We start from the raw sequence: 25,914 nt of genomic DNA, 5'->3' as shown, positions 1-25,914 counted from the left end.
CAGGGTAATGCTGCAAATTGATACCTGGAAGCGGGTTCTGATCTGGGCGGTCTGTGTGATCGGTCTGCTGATGGCCCTGCCGAATGCGTTTTACACGCGCGTCGAGCAATCCAACGATGCCAAGGCCGCAATTGAGCTTGGCATCGACATCCCCGAGATGCAGGCCGAGGCGGGGCAATGGCCGAATTGGTTGCCGTCATCTCTGGTCAATCTTGGCCTTGATCTTCGTGGGGGCGCGCATCTGCTGGCCGAAGTGCAGGTTGGCGATGTCTACGAATCCCGCATGGATGCGATGTGGCCGGAAATCCGCGATGCATTGCGTGATGAGCGGGGCACAGTTGGCACCATTCGCCGGCAGGATTCGGCTCCGGACGAGATTCGGGTGCGCATCAGCCAGCCAGAAGGCATGCCTCGCGCGCTGGAAGTCGTGCGCGGACTGGCCCGTCAGGTGCAGACGCTGACCGGCGTAGGCGCAACGGATATCGAAGCGCGGGCCGAGGGTGACACGATCATCGTGCGATTGTCCGAGGCTGAACAGCTTGCCTCGGACGACCGCACAGTGCGTCAGTCGCTTGAGATCATTCGCCGCCGGATCGACGAAGTCGGCACCCGAGAGCCGACGATTCAGCGTCAAGGCACAGACCGGATTTTGATTCAGGTTCCGGGCATCGGCAGCGCGGGTGAGTTGAAAGAGATTATCGGCACAACCGCGCAACTGACGTTTAACCCGGTTGTCAGCCGTGGCACCAACCCCGATGCGGTTGCTGGTGTGGGTGAGAAAGTTGTCCCGTCCATCGACGAAGATGGCGTGTATTACACGCTTGACGCTGCGCCCGTGGTGACGGGCGAAGAATTGGTGGATGCGCAACCTGCGTTCGACCAGAACGGTCGCCCTGCGGTGAACTTCCGGTTCAACACGTCCGGAGCCCGCAAATTCGGCGACTATACGCTGGAAAATATCGGTGCGCCCTTTGCGATTGTACTGGACGATGAGGTCATCTCGGCCCCTGTCATCCAAAGCCATATTCCGGGCGGATCGGGGATCATCACCGGTAACTTCACCGTTGAAGAAAGCACCAATTTGGCTGTTCTGTTGCGTGCGGGTGCTTTGCCAGCCGGGTTGGAGTTCCTGGAAGAACGCACCATCGGCCCGGAACTGGGGCAAGACAGCATCGACGCCGGTAAGGTCGCAACCATCGTGGCATTCGTCGCCGTGCTGGTCTTTATGGCGCTCAGCTATGGTCTGTTTGGTGTCTTTGCCAATATCGCGTTGATCCTGAACGTGGGACTACTGTTTGGCCTTCTGTCTATGATCGGGGCCACGCTGACCCTGCCGGGGATCGCGGGTATCGTACTGACGGTCGGTATGGCGGTGGACGCCAACGTGCTGATCTTTGAACGTATCCGCGAGGAACTGAAATCCGCCAAAGGCCCCGCCCGCGCCATCGAACTGGGCTATGAAAAGGCGCTGTCGGCCATTCTGGATGCAAACGTGACCACCTTCATCACTGCCGTGATCCTGTTTGCCATGGGCAGCGGGCCGGTGCGCGGCTTTGCCATCACTCTGGGTCTGGGTATCCTCACCTCGGTCTTCACCGCGATCTTCGTGACGCGCCTGATGATCGTGATGTGGTTTGAACGCCGCCGCCCGAAAACGATCGAGGTTTGATCATGAGACTGAAACTTGTCCCGCAAAACACCTCGTTCGATTTCTTCAGTCGCTGGAAGATCTGGCTTGGCATCTCGGGGCTGATGATGGTGATCGCCTTCACGTCTTTCCTGTTGCAAGGGCTGAACTTCGGTATCGACTTCCGAGGAGGCACTACGATCCGCACCCAATCAGCGCAGGAAATCGACGTAGGCGCTTATCGCGATGCCATTGCGCCGCTGGAATTGGGTGATGTAACTATCACAGAGATTTTCGATCCGACCTTCGGTGAAGACGAAAACGTCGCAATGATCCGTATTCAGGCGCAAGCCGATGCCGAGGCTGTTTCGGCCGCAACCGTCACGGCCGTAGAAGCAGCGCTAAAAGGGGCGGCCCCGGACATTGTTTTCGTATCCGTCGAATCCGTCGGCCCCAAAGTTTCGGGTGAGTTGATTCAGACTGCTGTGATCGCCGTTGTCCTCGCGATCGGGGCCGTGCTGGTCTATATCTGGCTGCGCTTCGAATGGCAGTTCGCCCTGGGGGCGGTGGCCGCGCTTGTGCATGACGTGATCCTGACCATCGGCATCTTCTCGGAACTGCAAATCCGCTTCGATCTGGCCATCATCGCGGCACTGCTGACCATCGTGGGCTATTCGCTGAACGACACCGTGGTTGTCTTCGACCGCGTCCGTGAAAATCTGCGCAAATACAAAAAGAAAGAGCTGAAAGAGGTTCTGAATATCTCGATCAACGAAACCCTCAGCCGGACGGTCATGACCTCGGTCACAACCCTGCTTGCGCTGATATCGCTGTACGTACTGGGCGGGGACGTCATCCGAGGCTTTGTCTTTGCGATGATCTGGGGTGTGATCGTGGGGACGTATTCCTCGGTCTTCGTGGCGTCGACCATCCTGCTGTGGCTGGGGGTCAAACGCGACTGGTCCAAGCCGTCGAACACGGCGGGCAACCAGTTTGCCAACGTCGATGCCTGATGTTTTCGGCCAGTCCCCGACGGGGCTGGCCGTCATTATTTTCGCGGCCTTTCTGGGCGGTATAGTTCGCGGCTTTTCCGGCTTTGGAACCGCGCTGATCTTTTTACCGATCGCAACACCCTACCTTGGCCCGTTTGGGGCGCTGATCGGCCTGACCATTATGGATATCTTCGGACCCCTGCCGAATTTGCGCCGCGCTTGGGGGGCTGTCGATCGAGGCGACTTGCTTCGGCTTGTCGGAGGCTGCGCGATACTGCTGCCTGTGGGATTGTGGCTGCTGACCCAAGTTGAGCCGGACGTTTTTCGCTATACGGTCAGTATTCTGGCGATTGCAATGCTGGTGATCTTGATTTCGGGGCTGCGCTATCACGGTCACGTCGGTCGAAAGATGGTTATGAGCATCGGTGCCGCGGCAGGTTTTCTGGGCGGTGTGGCGGGGCTGCCAGGGCCAGCCGTCATTCTTTTCTACATGTCTCGCCCTCTGCCGATTGAAGTTATCCGCGCCACTATTTTGCTTTTTCTGTTTGCCTTCGATTTCCTGATCTTGGGTTATTTGTCCGGCATGGGATTGGTCACGTTGTCTGCGGCTGCATTGGGATTTCTGCTGGCGATTCCGAACTTTTTGGGCAATTGGCTCGGTGGCTGGCTGTTTCGACCCTCGCGTGAAAAAGCCTATCGCATTGCTGCCTATCTTGCGATCGCGCTTGCGGCCTTGTCCGGCCTGCCTCTTTGGGGCTAGAACGCATCCATGCGCCTGAATGAGATCACGTATAACAACGCAGTACCCATTGACGGCTATGGCCCGGGGTTCTTCCGGATTGGCGGTGAGGTCCACGAAGGGACGGTTCTGACCAGCCCTCAGGGGACAACGGTTTGGAATGGCTATTCGGACGAAGCCGCATTGTTGGCGTTGGCCGATCACATAGATGTACTGTTCATCGGTACCGGGGCCGAACTTGCCCATATTCCGGCCGATCTCCGGACCAAACTTGAAAGCGCGGGCATCGGGGTCGAGATCATGAGCTCTCCCGCTGCCTGCCGCACGTATAATGTACTGCTGTCCGAGGGGCGCCGCGTCGCGCTGGCCCTAATCCCTGTCTAAGGGATCCGTCTTCATCTGGCCAAAAATATCCCGGGGAGCCGGCATAGGCGCGCCTTTGGTTCAAGCGCCATTGGCGGCGGGGCAGGCCCCTCGCTTCCTCCAGTGTCACTACAAACCCTATTCAAGTTCTGCTGTAAATCCTTCCTTTTGTCCGTTCGTGCAATCCGTTAAGCGAAGGACATGACACTGACTGTAACTGAATTTGCCATCGCCCGAGGGGGCGTTCCCGTGCTCGAAGGGCTCAACTTTGCGCTTCAGCCCGGCAAGGCGCTGATCCTGCGCGGCCCGAACGGGATCGGGAAGACAACCCTTCTTCGGACACTTGCGGGGCTGCAACCTCCCATCGCAGGTCAAATCGAGGGGGCCGAGGATCAGATTGCCTATGCGTCGCATTCTGACGGGATAAAGCCAACTCTGAGTGTGGTCGAGAATTTGGCGTTTTGGGCATCGGTTTTTGGCACAAGGGGAATACAGCCTGCATTGGACGCATTTGCTCTGAATGAGCTATCGGACCGGCATGCGGGCAACCTGTCGGCCGGACAAAAGCGGCGGCTGGGGTTGGCGCGGATGCTGGTCACGGGGCGGCCGATCTGGATGCTGGACGAACCCACCGTATCGCTGGACAAAAATGCGGTGAGAATGTTCGCTGATGCCGTACGTGCGCATCTGAGCCAGGGGGGCTCGGCCCTGATCGCCACCCATATCGACCTCGGCCTGGATGGAGAGGTTTTGGATGTCGGCCCCAACAAGGCCAAACCCAAACCCATTGACGATTTCGACGGAGGTTTCCTGTGATCGCTCTGCTGCTGCGTGACCTGAAACTGGCCTTCCGCGCGGGCGGAGGGTTTGGCCTGGGACTGGCCTTCTTCCTGATTGCCACTGTGCTGGTGCCGTTTTCGGTCGGGCCGCAATCCTCGCTGTTGTCGACCATCGCGCCGGGTATCCTGTGGCTAGGCGCGCTGCTTGCCTGCCTGCTATCGCTGGACCGCCTGCTGGCATTGGATTGGGAGGACGGCTCGCTTGACCTGCTGGCCACCGCGCCGCTGCCACTGGAATCGGTAGTGACGATCAAGGCTCTGGCCCATTGGCTGACCACTGGCCTGCCGCTGGTTCTGGCCGCACCCTTTTTGGGCGTTCTGCTGAACCTGCCGGTGCCGGGGTATTTCTGGCTGGTCATCTCGCTGCTGATCGGCACCCCGGCCATGAGCGTTATCGGAACCTTCGGCGCTGCCCTGACCGTGGGCCTGAAACGTGGCGGCTTGCTGCTGTCGCTGCTGGTCCTGCCGCTTTATGTCCCCACGCTGATCTTTGGCGCCGAAGTCGCCCGGCGTGGTGCCACGGGGATGGAGACACAGACCCCACTGCTCATGCTGGCCGGGATCACCGCCGCGACAATTGCGCTGTTGCCCTTTGCCAGCGCCGCCGTTTTGCGTATCAACCTTCGGTGACCCATTTAAAGATTGACCAAGGTCAATTGAGAACGAAACCGACTCGGACTAGATAAGGCCCATGTCTATCGCAGCCAAAGCCAACGCCCTCTGGGAATACGCCAACCCGCGCAAGTTCCTTGCCACCAGCGAACGGGTGATGCCGTTTTTCTGGATCACCTCTGTCGCGAGCATCGTGGTGGGGCTGGTGTGGGGGTTTTTCTTTACGCCGGATGACTACAAACAGGGCTCGACCGTCAAGATCATCTACTTGCACGTTCCTGCGGCGCTGATGGCGATAAACTGCTGGCTGATGATGCTGGTAACCTCGTTGGTCTGGCTGGTACGCCGTCACCATGTCAGCGCGCTGGCGGCCCGCGCGGCTGCCCCCATCGGCATCGTGATGACACTGATCGCATTGGCGACGGGCGCAATCTGGGGCCAACCCATGTGGGGTACCTGGTGGGCGTGGGATCCGCGCCTGACCTCGTTCCTGATCCTGTTCTTGTTCTACCTGGGCTACGTGGCCCTCTGGGAAGCGATCGAAGACCCTGATACAGCCGCCGACCTGACATCGGTCCTGTGTCTGGTGGGCTCGGTCTTTGCGATCCTCAGCCGCTATGCGGTGAATTTCTGGAACCAGGGCCTGCATCAAGGGGCTTCGGTAATGCGCGCTGCTGCGATTACCGGAACGGATACAGAAGAAAAGGTCAGCAACATCTATTTCTACCCGCTGCTTCTGTGCATCATCGGGTTTGTCCTGCTGTTCATTGCGCTGGTGCTGTACCGCACGGGTACGGAAATTCGCGCGCGCCGGATCAAGGCGCTGCTGGCACGGGAAAGGGTAAACGGATGATCCCTGATCTTGGAAAATACGCCGATACGGTTATCTGGTCTTATGTCGTATCCGTCGGCCTGTTGGTGGTGCTGGTCGCATTTAGCGTAATGCGAGGGCGCAAGGTCAGGGCCGAACTTGAGAAGGTCGAGGACAGGATGACCCGAAATGGCTAAAATCTCGCCGTTGATGATCGCTCCGCCAGTGATCTTTGGAATTTTCGCGATCACAGCCTTGGTGCAATTGCAAAGCGGGTCTGATGAAACACTCCCATCGGCTTTGGAGGGGCATCCGGCGCCGCCCGTCGTTTTGACCGAATTTCCCGGCAAAGCCAGCTTTGATGACGCCACGCTGCGCGATGGCGAGGTCAAGTTGGTGAACTACTGGGCCAGTTGGTGCGCGCCTTGCCGGGTCGAGCATCCTAATCTGCAAGCTCTGTCGGATGAGGGTATCCCGGTTTATGGAATCAACTACAAAGATCAGTTGAACAATGCCGAAAGTTTCCTGTCCGAACTGGGCGATCCCTATGCCGGGATTGGTCGGGATGAACAGGGGCGGTTGGGCCTTGACTGGGGCGTTTACGGCGTGCCTGAAACCTATGTCATAGACGGGCAGGGCACGATCATCTTGCGGTTTCCCGGACCAATAACGCAGCGCGTGATCGAAAGCACGATCCGACCGGCCCTAGAAAAAGCGGCAGCCAACTAAACCTCGCCCCTTCTTCTGTTGAAAAATACTTCGGAGCGCGAGGCAGAGCCTCGCAAGAATAAAGGACGCCCGCAGGCGTCCTTTATTGTTCGGGCTTACCCAACGATCACCCCGCCTTGGCGAGGTTCCGCAGAACATATTGCAGCACACCGCCGTTTTCGATGTATTCGATCTCGGGCGCGGTATCGATGCGGCACTTCAGAGTGATGGTTTTCTCGGTGCCGTCACCGTAGACGATTGTGCAGGGCACCTCTTGCAGGGGCTCGACCGCGTCCAATCCTTCAATCGAAACAGTCTCGTCGCCCTTCAGGCCCAGCGTCTTGCGGGTGTCACCGCCGGTGAATTCGAACGGGATCACGCCCATTCCAACAAGGTTCGAACGGTGAATGCGCTCAAAGCTTTCGGCAATTACGGCCTTGACGCCCAGCAATGCTGTTCCTTTGGCGGCCCAATCCCGCGAAGAACCCGCGCCATATTGTTCACCGCCAAAGACAACCAGCGGGGTGCCTTGTTCTTGATAAGCCATCGATGCCTCGTAGACCGAGGTTTGCTGCCCATCGGGGCCTTTGGTGTAGCCGCCTTCAACACCATCTAACATCTCATTCTTGACGCGGATGTTGGCGAAGGTGCCACGCATCATGATCTCGTGGTTGCCGCGGCGCGACCCGTAAGAATTGAACTCGCGCGGCTGAACCTGCCGGTCGATCAGATACTTTCCAGCTGGCGTTGTCGTCGCAAACGACCCAGCGGGTGAGATATGGTCGGTGGTGATCATGTCACCCAGGATCAGTAGAACCTTGGCTCCTTCGATATTCGAGATGGTGCCCGGCTCAGCGCCCATGCCTTGGAAATAAGGTGGGTTCTGAATGTAGGTCGACGCGGGTGGCCAGTCATAGGTTTCCTGCTGGGGAACCTCAACGCTCTGCCACTTTTCGTCGCCCTTGAAGACGTCGGCATATTTCGACTGGAACGCTTCGCGGGTCACCGTCTGTTCAACCAGTTCGGCAATCTCTTGGGTCGACGGCCAGATATCCTTCATGAAGACATCGTTGCCATTCATGTCCTGGCCAATCGGTTCCGACGTCAGGTCAATGTCCAGAGTGCCGGCAAGTGCGTAGACCACGACCAGCGGCGGCGAGGCTAGATAGTTGGCGCGCACATCGGGCGAAATGCGGCCTTCAAAGTTGCGATTGCCCGACAGAACCGAAGTGGCGACCAGATCGCCTTCGGCAATGGCTTCCGAGATCTCTTTCTGGATTGGACCTGAGTTACCGATGCAGGTGGTGCAGCCATAACCAACAAGGTTGAATCCGATCTTGTCCAGATCTTCCTGAAGACCCGCGGCCTCCAGATAGGCGGACACGACCTGCGACCCCGGCGCCAGTGAGGTTTTGACCCACGGCTTGCGATCCAAACCCAATGCCGCTGCTTTGCGTGCCACAAGCCCCGCGCCGATCATCACGTAGGGGTTCGACGTGTTGGTGCAAGAAGTGATCGAGGCGATCACGACCTTGCCCGATTCCATGCCATAGTTTTCACCTTTGACCTCGACCTGCTTGCCCATCGGGCGCTTGAAAGTCTCGGCCATCTCTTTGGTGAACGCGGCCTTCGCATCCGTCAACGCCACATAGTCCTGAGGACGTTTCGGACCCGAGATCGCGGGGACAATAGTCCCCATATTCAGCGAGAGGGTGTCGGTATAGATCGGCGCATAATCCGCGCCGCGCCAGAACCCGTTTTCCTTGGCATAGGCTTCGACCAGCGCAATACGATCCTCGTCGCGACCGGTATTACGCATGTAGCGTAGCGTTTCGCCGTCGATTGGGAAGAAGCCGCAGGTTGCACCGTATTCCGGGGCCATATTCGCAATGGTCGCCCGGTCGGCCAGCGGCAGACGGTCCAGACCCTCGCCATAGAACTCGACGAATTTGCCTACCACGCCTTTCTCGCGCAGCATTTCGACCACTTTCAGTACCAGATCGGTGCCGGTTGTGCCTTCGACCATCTCGCCGGTCAGTTCAAAGCCCACAACCTCGGGGATCAGCATCGAGATTGGTTGACCCAGCATCGCGGCTTCGGCCTCGATTCCGCCGACGCCCCAACCCAGAACTGCCATTCCGTTGACCATCGTAGTGTGGCTGTCGGTGCCGACCAAAGTGTCGGGATAGGCGACTTCTTCGCCGCTCTGATCCGTGTCGGTCCAGACGGTTTGTGCCAGATACTCCAGATTCACCTGGTGGCAGATGCCGGTTCCGGGGGGGACAACGCGGAAGTTGTTGAACGCGTTCTGGCCCCACTTCAGGAACTGATAGCGTTCCATGTTGCGCTCATATTCGCGATCCACGTTCATCTGGAACGCGCGTGGATTGCCGAACTCGTCAATCATGACCGAGTGGTCGATGACCAGATCGACCGGGTTCAGCGGATTGATCTTTTGCGCGTCGCCGCCCAATCCCTTGATGCCATCGCGCATCGCGGCCAGATCAACCACCGCCGGAACGCCGGTGAAATCCTGCATCAGCACGCGGGCCGGGCGATAGGCGATCTCACGCGGGTTCTGACCGCCATTCGCGCCCCATTCGGCAAAGGCTTTGATGTCGTCGACGGACACGGAAAACCCGTCATCCTCGAACCGCAGCATATTCTCTAGCACCACTTTCAGCGCGGCTGGCAATTTGGAAAAGTCACCCAGACCGGCATCCTGCGCCGCGGGGATAGAATAATAAGAGATGGACTTGCCATTCACGTTCAGGCTGCGACGTGTCTTGGCGGTATCCTGTCCGACTTTGATGGGCATAATTTTGGCCTCCCTCTCAAATGACTTGGATTTTGGGACTCGCTGATGGTTATCTGCATTACCACAGCGCGCGGTTCAAGGTTCTAGGCGCTCAACACCCTGTTTTTTGTATACCATTGCACACATTTTTCCCGGCGCCTATTTCCAGACTCTCAAGAAACCTTGATTGGAGGTTGAACGACGATCCGTTTAAACCGACTGGGCACCGTACAAAATCTTGAGACCAAAATGTCCAGAATCGCTCAGTTGACTGCGTTCGTTTCCCTGCTTTTGGCTACGTCAGCCGCTGCTGAAAGTGATCCGGTGGTGGTCGAGTTGTTTACATCTCAGGGGTGTTCGTCGTGTCCGCCTGCGGATCGGATCATGCACGATCTTGCAAGCCGAGAGGATGTCATCGGCCTGGCCTTGCACGTGGATTACTGGGACTACATTGGTTGGAAAGACGAATACGCCGACCCCGGTCATACAACACGGCAGAGAGCCTATGCCCGCGAGGGCGGTCGGACAATGATCTATACGCCGCAGATGGTGGTCAATGGCCAGCAGGACGTCGTTGGCGCGCAATCTCGTGAATTGGACAAACTGATTGATGCGCATTTGAAGGCAGCGCCCGAGGCATCTGTAACGGCGAAACATGCAGGGGATCAGGTGACAATCGACGTGACCCCGGTTGATGTGCCAAAGGGCGCGCTGTTTGACATTCGGGTTGTCCAGTATTCGCCGATGCGTCACGCGTCGATACGGCGCGGTGAGTTGGCCGGGCATGAACTGGATTACGCAAACGTGGTCGAAAGCTGGCAGATCGCCGGTCAGTGGACCGGCGATGCCCCGCAAGAGTTTTCCGTCTCATTGGTATCCGACCTGCCAGCCGTTGTTTTTGTTCAGAGGGTGGGGCACGGCCCCATCATTGCCGCTGCTCGGGTGGAATGATCAGGGCATGTCTTGGGGTTGAACCCCAAGCCCGTTCCATGGTTTCCAGCGTCGGTGAATCCAGAACCACTGTCCCATGTGCTGTCTGACTACGGATTCCAGATCGTCATTGGTGTACTGAGTCATCGTTTTGGCATCGGTGTGCGGCACCGGATCGTGGAGCACAATTTCAAAATCCAGCCCATTTTCTTGCCGTACGGCGTAACAGGGGATCATGACTGCCTTGTACTTCATCGCAAGTTCCGCGTTCAGCACTGATGTGACTGCGGGTTTGCCAAAGAACATCAGTTCCTCTCCGCCATGGGCATGGAGATCGGAAACGATCGCGATGATCTCACCCTTTTTCAACGAGCGCACCATTTCAACCATGCCACGGCGTCCTTGTTCGAACATCGGAGCTCCGGTTTTGTAGAAGGCATCCACATACATGTCGTTGAAATAGGGGTTCGCCATACGGCGGTACAGGCAACCGATTGCTTTTCCGCTTCGTGCCTGTAGCGCGACGCGCGCTGCAAGATAGTGCCCGAAATGCGCCGTGATCATCATGATCGGCTTTCCCTCGGCAATGGCTGCATCAAATGCCTCGACCCCGGGGCCCGAGATTTTTGCAGTGCGCTGACGCTCAGTAAACCCTTCGGGCGAAAAATGCTCCATGATCGCCCGGCCCGCATTGTCGGGAACGGCACGGCAAATACGCGCCACTTCGGCTTCGGAAAGCTCGGGGCAGGTCAGGTTCAGGTTGTTGCGGACCCGTTTCGAGAAGCCCACTACAGGGGCAAGACCGCGCACAATAGCACCCATCGTAGCGATGCGCCGTTCATAAGGCAAAAGCCGCATGGTTCCCACGACGCCCTTGAGAAACAGGCCTGTCAGGTAGTATTTGCCAAGCTCAAAGCGGCTGAGTTCAGACTTTTCAACGGGCATCAGGGGGTCTCGGCGACTATTTGAAATTGCCGGGTCAGACATACAAGCCGGAACCCGTAACCACAAGCATTCAACGCAGAGCCAGTGGTTTGCGCAGTTGCGTCGGCCTATTCTTCTTTCTCCTCCTCGATCAATGTGATGGTTTCGGCTTCCACCAAGGCCCGAACGGCGCCAACGGTTTGTGCCATGGCGTCTTCGGCCTCGGCCTGTTTGACCTTGCCGCGTTCGCCGATTTCGTCGCGCAGATTTTCAGCCATGCGCGACGACATGTTGGACAACATAAAATCCACAGCAGCCTTGTCCCCGTCGGTTTCTGCGCCTGCGAGGGCTGCGACCAATACGGGCTGGTCCACCCCTCGTAAAACAGCAGGTACATCCCGAGGCATCAGGCGCGCAGGGATATGCGCGAAGGTAAAGATCGACTGTCTTACGATACTGGCAAAATCCGAATCCTCTTCGTCCAGCGCGACAAGCAATCCGTCTCGCATTGCGGCGGCAGATTGGTTCAAGATGGCGCCTACGCGTTCCCCGGGCCCGTCAGCGAAGGCTGTGGCAGGGCGCTGATCGAGCTGCGCCGCAAGAGACCACCCGATCTGTTCAACGGCCTCGGGGGTGACATTGGCGGTTTTTGAAATGGCATAGGTAATACGTCGCGCGACCGGACCCGGAAGATGCCCCAGAAGCTGCGCGGCCTTTGCTGTTTCAAGTTTTGACAGCATGACAGCGGCGATTTCGGTGCTTTCCGCTTGAACCATCTCAGCCAATTCCTCGGGCGGGATCTGGCGCAGGCGTTCCCATGGATCACCAACCTGACGCACACCTGCGACCTTGCGCAGGCGCGCTGCCGTTGTGGGTGCAATTTTCCCGTTCACCGCGTCCAGAGCCCCCGCAAGTCCATGCGGAAAAGACAGGCCGACGCTTTCCAAAGCCTCAGCAAACTCTTGTGCGACCGCGTCAAGTGTTACGCGGTCCACCAAGCCCATCTGGCCAAGTTGGTGGGTCAGCGTTTCCTGCAACGCATCCGGAAGCTCTTCCAGGGGTATATCCGCGCCATCGTTCAACAAAAGGCGCACGACGACCGCAGCCTTTTGCCTGTTGCTGAGCTTGCGTGGAACTACACGCGGCGTTTCGTGGTTTTGTTCGGGCAACGGGGCGTTTGCGCCCGATGCCACCTGTACCAAAGTATTCGAGTCCTGCATCTGCCTGCGGTGCCACTCTTTTGTTCCGCAGTCAGGTTAGCGAGAGTCGGGTAAAGAAAGACTGAACCTCAGTAGCTATATGTCAGGCCTGTGCGGATCGCTTCGCGCAGCGACGCTTCGGCCCATGTACCTTCGCCGCCGCGTGCTTTGATTTCACGCCACTGCTCGATCGCGAGGTCGGTTTTTCCTTCTGAAACAAAACCCTGTGCCATGTAGGACCGGGCCAGCAGGTTGTCCGGGTTCGCCTGAATCGCGTTGGTGTAGAAAGCATTCGCCAACTCTAGTTCGCCTATCTTACGGTAGGTGAAGCCCCAGTATGTCATCACGCGATCATCGTTCTGATCCATGACCTGCAGAATGCTTTGCGCATTCTCAAACTGCCCGTCATAAGCCAATTCGCGAACGGCCTCATAAAGTTCGTCTTGGGTGAAGTTTGTTTTGTCAGGCTTGACGCAGCGACCGCGTTCTTTGTCAAAAACGCGTCCGAACAGGCATTTCTTGGTGGTGTTCGTCGGCTTGGGAGGGCTTGCGCTGTCCCCGCCTGCTGCGTGCAACGCAGGTGCGAATGCGAATGCCTGAAGGACAATAGCTGAAGCGAATACGATGCGCATTTTCCTACTCCGTTATCTGGGCCGTTCTGACCAAACTAGCGCGTTCTGGCGAAAAGCTACCAGCAGTTCGCTCGCTTTTATTCACAAGTAGGAAAGATATTCTCAGCTATTCACAATTTTTGCGCAACTATGGCTATCGGCGTCCCAATAGGTGCCGGGCGCACAGGATTGCGTTTGCTTTGAATGGCCGCTGCAGGCCAACGCGGCGGAAGTTGTGCAAGAAAGTGCAAGTGCGCAAAGAAGGATGCGGATCATCTTTGGGTCTCCTGTTCGGAAATACACCGACATGTTACCCGAAAATGAACGTTCTGGCAAAAAGAACGGCCCGGACCTGATCTTGAGGTCCGGGCCGTTTTCGCTGTTTGAATAGGCTTACTTATTCTCCAAAAACACGGGCGAAGATCGTATCGACGTGCTTTGTGTGGTAGCCGAGGTCGAATTTCTCTTCGATTTCATCAGTGCTCAGGGCGGCGGTAACGTCGGCATCCCCAAGAAGCTCGGTTTTGAAGTCCTTGCCTTCTTCCCAAACCTTCATCGCGTTGCGCTGTACCAGACGATAGGCGTCTTCGCGGCTGACGCCAGCTTGGGTCAGGGCAAGAAGCACGCGCTGGCTCATGACCAGACCACGGAACTTGTTCATGTTGGCCAGCATGTTTTCGGGGTAGACGACGAGTTTGTCGACCACGCTGGTCAGGCGTGACAGGGCAAAGTCCAGCGTAACGGTGGCATCAGGGCCGATGTTGCGCTCGACCGAGCTGTGCGAGATATCACGCTCGTGCCAGAGGGCCACGTTTTCCATTGCGGGGACTACGGCCATACGAACCAGTCGGGCCAGACCAGTCAGGTTTTCGGTCAGAACCGGGTTGCGCTTGTGCGGCATCGCGGACGAGCCTTTTTGACCTTTCGAAAAGAACTCTTCGGCCTCCAGAACCTCGGTCCGCTGCATGTGGCGGACTTCGATGGCGATGTTTTCAATGCTGCTGGCGATGACGCCCAGCGTTGCAAAGAAGGCTGCGTGGCGGTCGCGGGGGATAACCTGCGTGCTGATCGGCTCGGGCACCAGACCCAGTTGATCGCAGACATGTTCTTCGACGCGCGGGTCGATATTGGCGAATGTACCGACCGCGCCACTGATCGCGCCGGTGGCGATCTCGGCACGCGCGTCGCGCATACGGGACAGGTTGCGGTCCATCTCAGCATAGAAACGCGCAAAGGTCAGGCCCATAGTTGTGGGTTCGGCGTGGATGCCGTGGCTGCGGCCAATACGAACAGTTTCCTTATGCTCGTAAGCGCGGCGTTTCAGGGCAGCCAGCAGACCTTCGAGATCAGCGATCAGGATATCTGCCGCGCGGGTAAGCTGTACGTTGAAGCAGGTGTCCAGCACATCCGAAGACGTCATGCCCTGATGCACAAAGCGGGCCTCTTCGCTGCCCACATGCTCGGCCAGGTGGGTCAGGAATGCGATGACGTCGTGCTTGGTGACGGCCTCGATCTCGTCAATGCGGGCCACGTCGAATTCCACGTCCTTGGCTTTCCACACAGCATCGGCGTTTTCGCGCGGGATCACGCCCAGATCGGCCATGGCTTCGCAGGCATGGGCTTCGATTTCGTACCAGATGCGGAACTTGGTCTCGGGCGACCAGATGGCGACCATCTCGGGGCGGGAATAGCGGGGAATCATTGGCGGCAGCACCTTTTTGTGATTGGGATGAGGCGTTGGCGCGGGGTTTAGCCGTGCAGGTCTGTGGGAACAAGGTACGAGTGCAGGTATGAGACGGTTTGCCCTGATTTTGTTGCTCTGGCCTAGTATTTTGGCCGCAGAGGAGTTCCGCGCGCTGACTGGAGATGAGATTCTGGAGGCTTTGACCGGCCATAAGCTTGGCTACGGCAAAGGCATCTGGCAGACATTCGACGCATCTGGGGTGACAAACTACTTCTCAGGCGGTCCAAGCGCGGGGCGTTGGGTTGTGCGGGGGGACCAATACTGCTCGGTCTGGCCCCCGTCAGAGCTTTGGGCCTGTTATGACGTGCACCGTTCGGGGCATATCATTCGGTTTGTCGACAGCAATGGCGAGCTAACAGACGGAACTTACGCTAAATGACCTTGCCGCAAAGCCTTTCGGACTTTGAGGGCCGCTGGAGCCTGACCCGTGTCATTCGCGATGCCAGGGCAGGGCACGTCGTGCGCGCAGACGGAACAGCGATCCTGAGCCGGTCTGACGATGGGCTGGTCTATGATGAAGACGTTACTTTGCGCCTTCCGGGGCAACCAGCTATGAAGGGAACGCGTCGCTATCTTTGGCGTGATGGCGGCGATGGTATCGCCGTGCATTTCGACGACGGCCGCTTTTTCCACACGCTAAAGCTAGGAAAGACGTTTGCGTCGGATCACCATGACTGCCCGCCGGACAGCTATGATGCAGAGTACGATTTCTCGAACTGGCCGCATTGGAAGGTGCGGTGGATCGTGTCCGGACCTCGAAAATCCTATGAAATGGACACGGAATTTATGCTGCGGTAGCGTAATCATCTTGCAGAATTAGCTACGACAGGGCATTGCTGTCGCAGAATTTCGGTCCGAATTGGGAGAAGTGAAGATGAATGCAAATGTTCTGGCCAACGCGATTGGTCCGCGCGAGGGAACAGCGCTGCGCGTCAAGCAGGTTGTTCTGGTTGCGCTGGGCATCGTTGCCCTGGCCGTTGCCGCGAAAATCAAAGTACCGATGTGGCCAGTGCCGATCACGATGGGTACCTTTGCTGTTTTGACCATCGGCACCGCCTATGGCGCCCGTTTGGGTCTGGTGACGATGCTGGGTTACCTGCTGGTTGGGGCGCTGGGCTTTGACGTTTTCGCCGGGTCTTCGGCTGAAAAATTCGGCCTGACTTACATGATGGGTGGCACTGGCGGCTATCTGGTGGGTTACCTGATGGCGACCGTCCTGCTGGGCGCTCTGGCTGCGCGCGGCTGGGACCGTTCGGTTGGCAAGCTGGCGCTGGCACTGGTTCTGGCCAACGTCCTGATCTATGTCCCCGGCCTGCTGTGGCTGGGTCAGCTTTATGGCTGGGACAAGCCAATCCTGGAATGGGGTCTGACACCGTTCCTCGTGGGTGACGCGATCAAGCTGGCTTTGGCTGCGCTGTTGATCCCTGGCCTGTGGAAGCTGATCGGCGACGCCCGCACCTGATCCACGGCATATTCGCAATGAATGAACCCGCGCCGGGAAGACCCGGCGCGGGTTTTTTGTTGCATTCAGATACTGGACAAGTCGCACCGCCACAGTTCAGTTTAAATTGACTGAAACAAAAGGTTTTTGAGACATGCATATTCGATTGGCTGCCGTCTTGCCCACGTGCGCGGCATTGCTGTTGGGCGGTGCTCCGGCTGTTGCGGATACTCCGATCACTTACACAGACCAAGGGCGTGCCCTGTTCAGCTTTGCAGTCCCTGATTTCTGGGCGGTCCGTACCGGCGGCCCGCGCGAGATTGAGGATACCGAACTGGGCGACCCGCGCGCCGTTGCGCGCGTGATTGGCGTTCGCCCCGTGACCGATGACGGCGCGTGGATGGGGTTTGTTTCGCCTGCCGGTGTCGCCTCAATCGACGGAGGGCTTCGTTACCTGCAGGATATAGACAAGTTCCTTGTAAAAGACCCCAACGTTTCCGAGACCGTCACTACGCAGATCGGTGGTTTGCCTGCCCGAGTGATCCGAGGGACAGGCACGCGCGAGGGGCGTGGCGTGAACTTTACCGCTACCGTGATTGACCTGCCGCGCGACCGTGTCGCGGTGATCATAGCCGTACTGCGCGACGGCGCTGATCCGGCCTATGTGGACGATCTGAACGCTGTGTTCGCATCGTTCCGGTCCGCGCAGTAAGGAGGCTCGGATGACACATAAACTGTTGAAACGGTCTATTCTGGCGCTGGGTCTTGGTGCTGCAAGTTTTACCTTGTCGGCTTGTGATGGCGTGACGGTCGGGGTTGGGTACGGGTACGATCCGTTCTACGACTCGATGCTGTGGAACGACTATTATCACGACGTGGACATCGACATTGACGTAGACCGCCCAGGTCGTCCAAGTCCGCCCGTGGCCAAACCACCAGCGCGTCCCAAACCGCCCGTGGCCAAGCCGCCCGCACGCCCCAGACCTCCCGTGGCCAAACCACCGGCGCGTCCCCGCCCGCCTGTCGCGCGGCCACCCGCAGCCCGACCGCCAATTCACCGTCCGGCCCCACGGCGCTGAGTTCGTCAGGTCAGGAGCTCGGTCGTGATCTGAGCTGAGCCCTCAAGTGTCCGGTGTACAGGACACTTGTCGGCAATCTCTAGCAGGCGCGCGCGTTGGGCTTCGTCAAGCGGACCCTCCAGACGGATTTTCCGCCGAAACAAGTCGACTTTGCCATCACTGACCAATCCAGCGTCCTGCGCGTGAACCTTGTCGTGGCAGACATCGACAGTGATGCCGGTCAACGGCCAACCCTTGCGTCGCGCATACATGCGGATCGTCATCGAGGTGCAGGCACCCAACCCTGACGACACAAAGCCGTAGGGCGACATGCCCTGATCGGTGCCTCCGTACGAGGCGGGCTCGTCGGCTACGGCGTGATGCCGGGGGCCGGACTGGATATCCTGCAGAAACCCCGCGGGATCAGCCTCGGTCACGCGCATGACACCTTCGGGCGCGCCCGGCGGAGGGGCTGGCGGACACAGAGGAACATAACGTGTGACCCATGCCGCGATTACGTCAGCGGCATATTCAGCATCCGCTGCTCGAGTGATCAGGTGATCCGCATCGTCCAGCGTCACAAAGCTTTTGGGATGTTTGGCTGCTAGAAAGATCGTGCTGGCGTTGTCTACACTGACCGTTTCATCCAACGGGGCGTGCAAAACCAAAAGCGCGGCTTTCAGATTAGCAATGGCAGGTGTCAAAGCGGATTCCGAGATGTCGTCTACGAAGGCTTTGCCAATACGGAAAGGGCGCCCGCCCAGCGTGACCTCGGCAGAGCCTTGCTGTTGAATCTCGGGTAGGGCGTTTTCAAAGTGGTGCGACACATGCCCCGGATCGGCCGGGGCACCCAGTGTTGCGATGGCTTTGACGGTGGGAATGCCCGCGCGCGCGCGCAATACGGCTGCGCCCCCCAGCGAATGACCAATCAACAACGACGGAGCCATGTTGCGTCCGGCCAGATACTGGGCTGCGGCGATCAGGTCCTCGACATTCGACGTGAAAGTGGTGTTTGCAAACTCGCCTTCCGAATGGCCAAGGCCGGTAAAGTCGAAACGCAGAACGGCAATACCCATACCCGCCAAGCGCGCCGCAATCCGGCGGGCCGCAGGAATATCCTTGGAACAGGTAAAACAATGCGCGAACAAGGCTGTTGCCAGAACTGGTCCGTCCGGAAGATCAAGGCGAGCCGCCAGCTGGTTGCCGTCGTGACCGGCGAATGTGATGCGTTCCGTAGGCATGGCGGCTCCTTACACTTCTTGATGCCGTCAATATTGTGGTCAACAAGTAGGCTGCTCAACCCCTATGTAGGAAGCGTCACGGGAAGGTGAGCCGACAGTGGGAGGTCGGGGACGCCTGATGTTGGGGAGTAAATTAAAGTATCAATGCTTGTGATGTTGATGCGAATAAATATTCGTTTTTAAAATTGATCTCTCACCCTCATCTTTTGCCTGTCATTAGTTTGCAGCCAAGGAGGGTATCATGGCGCATATCATCACAGCATCACGCGGATTTGCCCCGCGTCCTGACATTTTGATCGCGATTGTCCTGACCGGGATTATCGGCTTCGCTGCCGGTCAGTATTCGTCGCAACCTTTGGTGACCCCGTCGGTTGGCACGGAAGTCGAAGACTGGCACGGCAATGTGCGGCGTTCAAACTGGCCTGGCTAAGGGGTCAGCTTTGTCCCATCAGCATCGGATCGAACGGGTAGGTGGTGAGGTTTTCGTACCCATCCTCGGTGATCAAAACCTGATCTTCGAGTTTGATTGAAAAGTCACCACCAACCTCTCCGACTGCGGCTTCGACGCATAGCACCATGCCGGGTTCCAGTGGGTAATCATAAGCGCCTTCCACCGCCTTGTCCGGGTAAGCAACCAGCGGCCATTCATCACACAGTCCGACCCCGTGCATCAGGCAGCCATATTTCTGAGCCTGAAATTTGTCGTCCAACCTGTGGGTGTTGGCGGTCAGGTCGGGGATCATCACGCCGGGTTTCAGCATCTCCATGTTGGTCATGATGTGCTCGTGCGCGTGCTGCATGGCATAGACCATATCGGCCCGAGGTTTCTTGTCCCCAACCCACCAAGTGCGCGAGATGTCGATGCAGATGCCGTAAGATCCAATCAGGTCGGTATCAAAGGCGATGATTTCGTTCTTTTGCGTGATCCGAGGCCCGCATTCCTGAAACCACGGGTTCGTGCGTTGCCCCGAGGCCAACAGGCGGGTTTCAATCCATTCACCGCCACGTCGGATGTTTTCCGCGTGCAGAATGGCCCAAATGTCATCCTCGGACGTCTTTCCATCGCCCACATTGGCGCGGGCGAATTTCTCCATCTCGGCCACGGCGGTTTGGCAGGCATGGTTGGCGCAGCGCATGGCCAGTATTTCATCAGGGCCTTTGATCGCGCGGGTTTTCTCGGTGACCTCTTCGCCCTCCGTGATCTCGAACCCTTGTGCCTCAAGCGCGCGCAGGCCGTGCAGCATGATCTTGTCGACTGCCAGCCGCTTGTTGCCGCCGCCATGCTCTTCGATCAACACACGTACTTCGTTTGAAAACACATCTGCTGCGATATCAACCTTGTCGCCTCGGTCGAAGTAGAACAGATCAGCACCGGATCGTTGCTCGCGCACCAGCGGGTTGAACGTCGAAAGGAACGGTGAATTTTTGTAGTCCCAGATCACCATGTAGCCATCGGCGCACAGTAGAACCGCGCGGAACGGGTTATGCGTGTTCCAAAGTTGCATGTTCGTGCTGTCGGTCGCATAGCGGATGTTGAGGGGGTCAAACATCAGCAAACCGCCATACCCCCGGTCCACGATTGCTTGCGTCAAACGTTTCCACCTAAACTCTCGCATCTGGCTCAGGTTGGGTAGGCTCAGGCCCGCTGCCTCCCACTCGGCGAAGGCGAGTTGGGTGGGGCCGATCTCGATCCGGTCCAAATCGTTCGGGGTGCCGTCCCCAAGAGTGGCTCCTTTTGTCGGGTCGATCTTGCGGTTGTCCCGATAGTGTTCGTTCATGTTGGGCCTCCCTGCTTGTTCGTAAACCGTGGAGAAACATTACTGTCTCGTCTGGAAAAAATGCGACGACCTGTTCGTCGCTTTTTGACCGACAGGGAGGGCTTCTGGTGATAGGTGAATCTCATGACGATCATACTGCAAAACGCGATCCCTTATGACCCGCTGACCCCCCGGCCTTTGCCGGGCATTCAGCCAACGTCGCTGGACACTTGGCTGCACCGCGATGACGCCTTTGCCGCCCAGATGCAGCACCGGGAAGCCCTGCTAAGGGAAAGGCGCGACGATGTTCTGGCGTTGGATACTTCCGCCGAACCCGCAGCGCAGGAGGTTCTGGACCTCGTGCTGCAACACGCCTATCCGGGGTGTTCGGATCACGTCGTTAGACCGGATGGCAAAGAGGTGTCGGTCGACCATAAAAATCCGATGGATACTTTGTGCCGCCTGGTTCAAGAGGACATCTGCATTCTGCAAAAACATGGGGATGAGCATGTACTGACGGGTGCAATTCTGTGTTTTCCTGCCAGTTGGCGCTTGTCCGAAAAGTTCATGCGTCCCTTGGTCGATATCCACGTGCCGGTTGCGAGTTATGACGAGAATATCGCGCGTCGTGTCCAGCGTTTGTTCGACGGGATTCAACCTGACCGCCCGCTCTGGCGGTTCAATGCGTTGTGGTATGAGGATGCCGAGTTGCACCAACCCCGAAGTGAAAAGGCACGGCGCGAAACAACGACGCCCGGCGACGCCCGGTATTTACGCAGTGAACGGCAAACCCTATTGCGACTGCCCAAGACCCGAGCGGTGGTGTTTTCAATTCATACCTATGTTCTGGAGGCAAGCAGCCTGCCAAAAATGGAAAACCCCGCCTGATGGCGGGGCCTCCTAGGAGGGTCTTTGGAGTGTGAACTACATGCCCAAGGCGCTGGCAACGCCGGCGAACGCACCGCTTGTGCTGAGAGCGGATATCGCGACCGTATAGGCAAGTACCTGCGTGTTCAGACGAAAGTCTTCGCCCCTGATCAGGTTCACAGCGGTCATGGACGCCGCAATCGGGACCGACACACTAGCCACGGCACCCGTGAGCCCCCAGCTTGTAAGCCGGAGGATATCACTGGGTTGGTCGTGGTCGAGGGGGGGCGTGTCGTCCCGATCTGATGACTGCTCGGTTGTTTCTGTTTCTGTCCGAAAAGCGATGCTGAGCAACTGCTCATCCGACAACTGGATCGGCCGGGCTGCTGGTTTCAGCGCCGTTTTTTGTGGCTCGTCCAGGACTTCTTCATTAATTTTCTGCCCCGCGAAAGGGCCGGAAACTGCCTCGAAAATCTGTTTTCTATTCCGCTTTTTTGCGGGCGGTAGAGTGTCAAAGGCACTCAGGAACTGTTCGATTGTCAGTACGGTATTGGGCGTTAGCCATTCAACCCGCTGTGTCGCACAAATGTCGACCATACGGTACAGGATCACAACCAGCATAAGCTCGGAGATCTCACTGTCGTCCAACAGGGCGGATACCGGGCTGATCGTGATTGTAAGCCGGTTTTCAGGCAGCGTTACAGCGGGTCTTTCAATGGTTTTCAAACCCGCCGCACGATCCATACGTTCAAAGCGGTCTTCGGTCTGAACAACCTGCGTGTCCAAAGTCATGCGCACGAGGTACTGGCTGGATACGATGCTGGCTTCGGTCGTGTCCCGAACGGTCTTGCGCTCGACCAGATGACCGTAGTCCTCCAGCGTGGCCGCGACGATTGCTGCGAACCGCTCGATCGCGCCATCGGTATTACCGTTGAATTGCAGACCGCCATGGTAGCTGTGCTTCGGTGTCACTGCTTTTTCCTTTGTCGCATCCCGTCGTGCAAACAAATTTACCAAGCGATATTGGGCAGATTTAGGCGAAAATGGAAAAAAATCAGAAAACGCCAAGATTGATTACGCTCTGGAAACCTAGGCATTTTAGGGGCCTTTTAATGTATATGGCAGCAATGTGGCGGAATTGAGGAGGTCTGGCTTGAAATTGTGGCGCCTTCAGCCGTCGATTCGGGCGGCCATGATCGCAATAGATTGCTGATACACAGTGGCCGCGTTCCACTGTTGAATGACGGCAAAATTAGGTTGTCCGGGCTGATAGCCCCGGCCAGGTTTCCAACCCTTCTTGCGCAAAAAATTGGCGGTTGAGGCCAATGCGTCAGTCATATTGTAGAAATCGACCTTGCCGTCGCCTGTGGCGTCGACCCCATATGTCAGAGCGTTACCGGGCAGGAACTGCGTGTGCCCCAATTCGCCATGTTTCGCCCCCTGTGTCGCTGTCGTAATGCTGCCTTGATCGACCAGTTTAAGGGCGCCGATGGCATGAGGAACAAAGAACTCGGATCGGCGACAATCATAGGCAAGCGTCGTTATTGCTGACACTACCTGACTGTCCCCCATAAAGTTACCAAAGCCGGTTTCCATACCGTGGATCGCGATCAGTACACCCGCCGGCACCCCGTATTGCCGCTCAAGAGCTGCATAAAACTGTGGGTTCCGGGCTTTGCGTTTGCGGCCTTGTGCGACGATCGCATTTGCGCCGCGCACCTGCATGAACTTGTCCAGCGAGTACTTGAAGCTCTTTTGGTTGCGATCAGCAGCGATGGTGCGCGTCGCGTAAGTTGTCTGGGATAAGGCTTGCAGCCCCCGCTTTTTCACTCCGGCGCGTTTGGCTGTCCGGGCAAAGTCGGACTTCCACGTCTCAAAACCTGCGCCGGTATTTCCGCAGGGCGCTGCTGCGCCAATCGTTGGAAGCGACATGGCAAGGATGAAGGCTAATCGAAGCACGGTCAAAATCCGGTCGGCTGAAATACTGTATCCAAGCCTATGCCGTATTCCCCGATGCGCAAAGAAGTTTAATACAGGTCCAGTTCACCTGTTCCCTTCAGGCTTTCAAACCACTCATCAGGCGTTTTGTTGATCTTCGCGTGTTTGACCATCATCGCGTTGATGTTGGGCAGGTCCGACGAGTCGGGCCAAGCGTCTGGCTGCCAGATGCCTGATCGGATGACGCATTTGGGGCAATGGGCAAAAACGGTCTGAACCTCAACCAGCAGGGCAAGTTTGGGTGGGTGATCCTGCACCGCCATTTTCCCTAGTAACGCAGGGTCCGCGCAAATACGGGCTGTACCGCGGATCCGCAGTGTTTCCATCTTGCCGGGAACAAACAAAATCAGGCTAACGCGGGGGTCTTTCAGAACATTGTGAAACGTATCCACGCGTTTGTTGCCGGGCCGGTCGGGAATTGCGATCAAACTGTCCGACAACACGTGAACAAAACCTGCCGGATCGCCGCGCGGTGAAACATCCAAATGTCCGTCGGGGTTGGCCGAAGCGATCACGCAGAAGGAAGACATGGCGATAAAGTCACGACACATCTGATCCAGCGCAAGCAGCTCTTTGGCGATAACCTGAGGCAGAGGAGCGCCGGTTATCTGCTCTAACTCTTCGGTGGTGGTCACGAAGTCTGAAAATTCAGTGTCCATGCGATCTCCTCCTGTCGTCCCAGTCTGGAAGATCGCCCCAAATGAAACAAGGGCGCCCGAACGGACGCCCTTGTAGATGTAAACCCAATCCGGATCAGCAGCTATAGTACATGCCGTATTCTACCGGGTGCGGGGTGTGCTCGTAGGTTTCGACCTCTTCCATCTTCAGTGCGATGTAGCCGTCGATCTGGTCTTTGGTGAACACGTCGCCCTGCAGCAGGAAGTCGTGATCGGATGCCAGAGCTTCCAGAGCCTCACGCAGCGAACCGCAAACGGTCGGGATGTCGGCCAGTTCTTCGGCAGGCAGATCGTACAGGTTCTTGTCCATGGCTTCGCCCGGATCGATCTTGTTCTTGATGCCGTCCAGACCAGCCATCAGCAGCGCAGCAAACGCCAGGTAGGGATTCGCGGCTGGGTCGGGGAAGCGGGCCTCGACGCGCTTGGCTTTCGGGCTTTCGGTCCACGGAATACGGACACAACCCGAACGGTTACGGGCCGAGTAGGCGCGCAGAACGGGGGCCTCAAAGCCCGGGATCAGACGCTTGTAGCTGTTGGTCGACGGGTTGGTGAAGGCGTTCAGCGTCTTCGCGTGCTTCAGGATGCCGCCGATGAAGTAGATCGCTTCGTCTGACAGGTCGGCATATTTGTCGCCAGCGAACAGCGGTTTGCCGTCTTTCCAGATCGACATGTTCACGTGCATACCGGTGCCGTTGTCCCCTGCGATCGGCTTCGGCATGAAGGTGGCCGATTTGCCGTAGGCATGTGCAACGTTGTGGATGACGTATTTGTACTTCTGCAGCTCGTCGGCCTGTTTGGTCAGGCTGTCAAAGATCAGGCCCAGTTCGTGCTGACAGGACGCAACCTCGTGGTGGTGCTTGTCGACTTTCATGCCCAGACGTTTCATGGTCGACAGCATTTCCGAACGCAGGTCCTGCGCTTCGTCAACCGGGTTCACCGGGAAGTAGCCACCCTTGACGCCCGGACGGTGGCCCATGTTGCCCATCTCGTACTCGGTGTCTGTGTTCCACGACGCGTCGGTTGCATCAACTTCGTAGGATACCTTGTTGATGCTGTTCGAGAAACGGACGTCGTCAAACAGGAAGAATTCAGCTTCGGGGCCCATGTAAGCCACATCGCCGATACCCGAAGATTTCAAGTAAGCTTCGGCTTTCTGGGCGGTGCCACGCGGGTCACGCTCATAGGCTTCGCCGGTGTCGGGCTCAACAATCGAGCAGTGCAGGCAGATGGTCTTTTCCGCGTAGAACGGATCGACATAAGCGCTTTCGGTGTCGGGCATCAGTTTCATGTCCGATGCTTCGATCGACTTCCAGCCAGCGATCGACGAACCGTCGAACATGAAGCCTTCTTCCAGGAAGTCTTCGTCAACCTGATCGGACATGATGGTGACGTGCTGAAGCTTGCCGCGCGGGTCGGTAAAGCGGATGTCGACGTATTCTGCGTCTTCATCACGGATCAGCTGAAGAACTGCGTCCTTGCTCATACTTTCTATTCCTCTGATTTGAGTGCGTTCGATTACAGTGCTTCCGAGCCGGTCTCACCGGTCCGAATGCGAATGGCTTGTTCAACGGGCGAGACAAAGATCTTGCCGTCGCCGATCTTGTCGGTCTTAGCGGCTGAGACGATGGCGTCGATGGCAGCATCGACCTGATCGTCGTCCAAAACGACTTCGACCTTCACCTTGGGCAGAAAGTCGACCACGTATTCCGCACCGCGATACAGTTCGGTGTGACCTTTCTGACGACCAAACCCTTTCACCTCGATCACGCTGAGGCCCTGGACGCCGACGTCCTGCAATGCCTCTTTCACTTCATCGAGTTTGAACGGTTTGATGATCGCTTCGATCTTCTTCATCCCGGGCTCCCTTTAACTCTTGTCAGATTGGGACTGACCACGTCTAAGATCGGTCGGCAATCTGATTGCGTAATTGCCCCTGTTTGGGTGAAGAGAAAATAGTGCGTCGGTTAAATTTTGATCGA

29 protein-coding genes are annotated in these 25,914 nt (G+C 57.5%); 17 read left to right on the top strand and 12 right to left on the bottom strand.

Features of this window, described 5'->3' with window-relative positions; translation table 11 throughout:
* Positions 1-7 precede the first annotated feature (7 nt).
* The 9 genes from secD (at position 8) to GOV87_RS02760 (ending at position 6,712) form a co-directional block, all read left to right on the top strand.
* Entirely contained in the window at positions 8-1,669 is a 1,662-nt protein-coding gene (secD, locus tag GOV87_RS02800; protein WP_171210757.1) for a protein translocase subunit SecD, read from the top strand.
* Positions 1,670-1,671: 2 nt separating this feature from the next.
* On the top strand, positions 1,672-2,640 hold the full coding sequence (secF, locus tag GOV87_RS02795) for a protein translocase subunit SecF (RefSeq protein ID WP_171126506.1): 969 nt from the start codon (positions 1,672-1,674) through the stop codon (positions 2,638-2,640).
* Complete coding sequence (locus tag GOV87_RS02790; RefSeq protein WP_171122136.1) at positions 2,633-3,379, top strand: sulfite exporter TauE/SafE family protein; 747 nt, start codon at positions 2,633-2,635, stop codon at positions 3,377-3,379. Before secF ends, GOV87_RS02790 begins: the two co-directional genes overlap by 8 nt.
* A 9-nt stretch (positions 3,380-3,388) precedes the next feature.
* Positions 3,389-3,742 (top strand): Mth938-like domain-containing protein, encoded by a 354-nt coding sequence (locus tag GOV87_RS02785; RefSeq protein WP_171210756.1) that lies wholly within the window; start codon positions 3,389-3,391, stop codon positions 3,740-3,742.
* Between the two features lie 180 nt (positions 3,743-3,922).
* Positions 3,923-4,537, top strand: coding sequence for a heme ABC exporter ATP-binding protein CcmA (gene ccmA / locus GOV87_RS02780; protein WP_171210755.1), 615 nt, complete (start codon positions 3,923-3,925; stop codon positions 4,535-4,537).
* Positions 4,534-5,190 carry a heme exporter protein CcmB gene (gene ccmB, locus GOV87_RS02775; RefSeq protein ID WP_171210754.1) on the top strand — a complete coding sequence of 219 codons (657 nt, stop codon included), beginning with the start codon at positions 4,534-4,536 and terminating at the stop codon, positions 5,188-5,190. The genes ccmA and ccmB overlap by 4 nt, the downstream gene beginning before the upstream one ends.
* Positions 5,191-5,251: 61 nt before the next feature.
* Complete coding sequence (locus tag GOV87_RS02770; protein WP_171210753.1) at positions 5,252-6,025, top strand: heme ABC transporter permease; 774 nt, start codon at positions 5,252-5,254, stop codon at positions 6,023-6,025.
* Entirely contained in the window at positions 6,022-6,180 is a 159-nt protein-coding gene (gene ccmD / locus GOV87_RS02765) for a heme exporter protein CcmD (RefSeq protein WP_171210752.1), read from the top strand. The genes GOV87_RS02770 and ccmD overlap by 4 nt, the downstream gene beginning before the upstream one ends.
* Positions 6,173-6,712 carry a DsbE family thiol:disulfide interchange protein gene (locus GOV87_RS02760; protein ID WP_171126513.1) on the top strand — a complete coding sequence of 180 codons (540 nt, stop codon included), beginning with the start codon at positions 6,173-6,175 and terminating at the stop codon, positions 6,710-6,712. Before ccmD ends, GOV87_RS02760 begins: the two co-directional genes overlap by 8 nt.
* Positions 6,713-6,818: 106 nt before the next feature.
* Here the strand turns inward: GOV87_RS02760 and acnA are convergent, their stop codons facing one another.
* Positions 6,819-9,509, bottom strand: a complete 2,691-nt coding sequence (acnA, locus tag GOV87_RS02755; protein WP_171210751.1) for an aconitate hydratase AcnA — start codon at positions 9,507-9,509, stop codon at positions 6,819-6,821.
* Positions 9,510-9,737: 228 nt separating this feature from the next.
* Between acnA and GOV87_RS02750 the strand changes: the two genes are divergently transcribed.
* The gene (locus GOV87_RS02750) at positions 9,738-10,439 is read left to right on the top strand and encodes a thioredoxin family protein (protein WP_171210750.1); all 702 of its coding nucleotides are present in this window, start codon (positions 9,738-9,740) and stop codon (positions 10,437-10,439) included.
* On the opposite strand, the gene GOV87_RS02745 is transcribed toward GOV87_RS02750, so the two are convergent.
* The 4 genes from GOV87_RS02745 to purB form a co-directional block, all read right to left on the bottom strand.
* The gene (locus GOV87_RS02745) at positions 10,440-11,363 is read right to left on the bottom strand and encodes a lysophospholipid acyltransferase family protein (protein ID WP_171122145.1); all 924 of its coding nucleotides are present in this window, start codon (positions 11,361-11,363) and stop codon (positions 10,440-10,442) included.
* A 107-nt stretch (positions 11,364-11,470) separates the two neighbouring features.
* The gene (locus GOV87_RS02740) at positions 11,471-12,562 is read right to left on the bottom strand and encodes a flagellar motor switch protein FliG (protein ID WP_171210749.1); all 1,092 of its coding nucleotides are present in this window, start codon (positions 12,560-12,562) and stop codon (positions 11,471-11,473) included.
* Positions 12,563-12,630: 68 nt separating this feature from the next.
* Positions 12,631-13,173: a hypothetical protein gene (locus GOV87_RS02735; RefSeq protein WP_171122147.1), complete on the bottom strand. Its 543-nt coding sequence runs from the start codon at positions 13,171-13,173 to the stop codon at positions 12,631-12,633.
* A gap of 376 nt (positions 13,174-13,549) precedes the next feature.
* A complete protein-coding gene (purB, locus tag GOV87_RS02730) occupies positions 13,550-14,854 on the bottom strand; it encodes an adenylosuccinate lyase (RefSeq protein WP_171122148.1) in 1,305 nt (434 codons plus the stop codon).
* 88 nt (positions 14,855-14,942) lie between these two features.
* On the opposite strand from purB, the gene GOV87_RS02725 reads away from it, so the two are divergent.
* From GOV87_RS02725 to GOV87_RS02705, 5 genes are all read left to right on the top strand, one after another.
* Entirely contained in the window at positions 14,943-15,275 is a 333-nt protein-coding gene (locus GOV87_RS02725) for a hypothetical protein (RefSeq protein ID WP_171210748.1), read from the top strand.
* Complete coding sequence (locus GOV87_RS02720) at positions 15,272-15,694, top strand: DUF6314 family protein (RefSeq protein ID WP_171210747.1); 423 nt, start codon at positions 15,272-15,274, stop codon at positions 15,692-15,694. The genes GOV87_RS02725 and GOV87_RS02720 overlap by 4 nt, the downstream gene beginning before the upstream one ends.
* 76 nt (positions 15,695-15,770) lie before the next feature.
* Complete coding sequence (locus GOV87_RS02715) at positions 15,771-16,358, top strand: biotin transporter BioY (RefSeq protein WP_171210746.1); 588 nt, start codon at positions 15,771-15,773, stop codon at positions 16,356-16,358.
* Positions 16,359-16,491: 133 nt separating this feature from the next.
* A complete protein-coding gene (locus GOV87_RS02710; RefSeq protein WP_171210745.1) occupies positions 16,492-17,049 on the top strand; it encodes a hypothetical protein in 558 nt (185 codons plus the stop codon).
* 10 nt (positions 17,050-17,059) lie between these two features.
* Positions 17,060-17,416: a hypothetical protein gene (locus tag GOV87_RS02705; protein WP_171210744.1), complete on the top strand. Its 357-nt coding sequence runs from the start codon at positions 17,060-17,062 to the stop codon at positions 17,414-17,416.
* Between the two features lie 5 nt (positions 17,417-17,421).
* Here the strand turns inward: GOV87_RS02705 and GOV87_RS02700 are convergent, their stop codons facing one another.
* Positions 17,422-18,636 (bottom strand): bifunctional alpha/beta hydrolase/OsmC family protein, encoded by a 1,215-nt coding sequence (locus tag GOV87_RS02700; RefSeq protein WP_171210743.1) that lies wholly within the window; start codon positions 18,634-18,636, stop codon positions 17,422-17,424.
* A gap of 241 nt (positions 18,637-18,877) precedes the next feature.
* Between GOV87_RS02700 and GOV87_RS02695 the strand changes: the two genes are divergently transcribed.
* Positions 18,878-19,066: a hypothetical protein gene (locus GOV87_RS02695; protein ID WP_171122155.1), complete on the top strand. Its 189-nt coding sequence runs from the start codon at positions 18,878-18,880 to the stop codon at positions 19,064-19,066.
* Between the two features lie 4 nt (positions 19,067-19,070).
* On the opposite strand, the gene dddP is transcribed toward GOV87_RS02695, so the two are convergent.
* Positions 19,071-20,414 (bottom strand): dimethylsulfonioproprionate lyase DddP, encoded by a 1,344-nt coding sequence (dddP, locus tag GOV87_RS02690; protein ID WP_171122156.1) that lies wholly within the window; start codon positions 20,412-20,414, stop codon positions 19,071-19,073.
* Between the two features lie 123 nt (positions 20,415-20,537).
* Here dddP and GOV87_RS02685 point away from each other — a divergent pair, with 123 nt between their 5' ends.
* Positions 20,538-21,281 (top strand): DUF3445 domain-containing protein, encoded by a 744-nt coding sequence (locus GOV87_RS02685; protein ID WP_171210742.1) that lies wholly within the window; start codon positions 20,538-20,540, stop codon positions 21,279-21,281.
* Between the two features lie 36 nt (positions 21,282-21,317).
* Here the strand turns inward: GOV87_RS02685 and GOV87_RS02680 are convergent, their stop codons facing one another.
* The 5 genes from GOV87_RS02680 to GOV87_RS02660 all read right to left on the bottom strand — a co-directional run bounded on the left by GOV87_RS02680 (position 21,318) and on the right by GOV87_RS02660 (position 25,789).
* Positions 21,318-22,232 carry a hypothetical protein gene (locus GOV87_RS02680; protein WP_371813452.1) on the bottom strand — a complete coding sequence of 305 codons (915 nt, stop codon included), beginning with the start codon at positions 22,230-22,232 and terminating at the stop codon, positions 21,318-21,320.
* Positions 22,233-22,430: 198 nt separating this feature from the next.
* On the bottom strand, positions 22,431-23,192 hold the full coding sequence (locus GOV87_RS02675; RefSeq protein WP_171211045.1) for a lytic transglycosylase domain-containing protein: 762 nt from the start codon (positions 23,190-23,192) through the stop codon (positions 22,431-22,433).
* 95 nt (positions 23,193-23,287) lie between these two features.
* Positions 23,288-23,917: an MSMEG_1061 family FMN-dependent PPOX-type flavoprotein gene (locus GOV87_RS02670; protein WP_171210740.1), complete on the bottom strand. Its 630-nt coding sequence runs from the start codon at positions 23,915-23,917 to the stop codon at positions 23,288-23,290.
* Between the two features lie 94 nt (positions 23,918-24,011).
* Positions 24,012-25,418 (bottom strand): type I glutamate--ammonia ligase, encoded by a 1,407-nt coding sequence (glnA, locus tag GOV87_RS02665; protein WP_171122160.1) that lies wholly within the window; start codon positions 25,416-25,418, stop codon positions 24,012-24,014.
* A gap of 32 nt (positions 25,419-25,450) precedes the next feature.
* Positions 25,451-25,789 (bottom strand): P-II family nitrogen regulator, encoded by a 339-nt coding sequence (locus GOV87_RS02660; protein ID WP_170354532.1) that lies wholly within the window; start codon positions 25,787-25,789, stop codon positions 25,451-25,453.
* Positions 25,790-25,914: the final 125 nt, after the last annotated feature.

This window comes from Ruegeria sp. HKCCA5426 (assembly GCF_013034585.1).
Taxonomy (GTDB): domain Bacteria; phylum Pseudomonadota; class Alphaproteobacteria; order Rhodobacterales; family Rhodobacteraceae; genus Ruegeria.
Note: the sequence above shows the minus strand (reverse complement) of the source record. Positions and strands in the feature narration are given on the sequence as shown.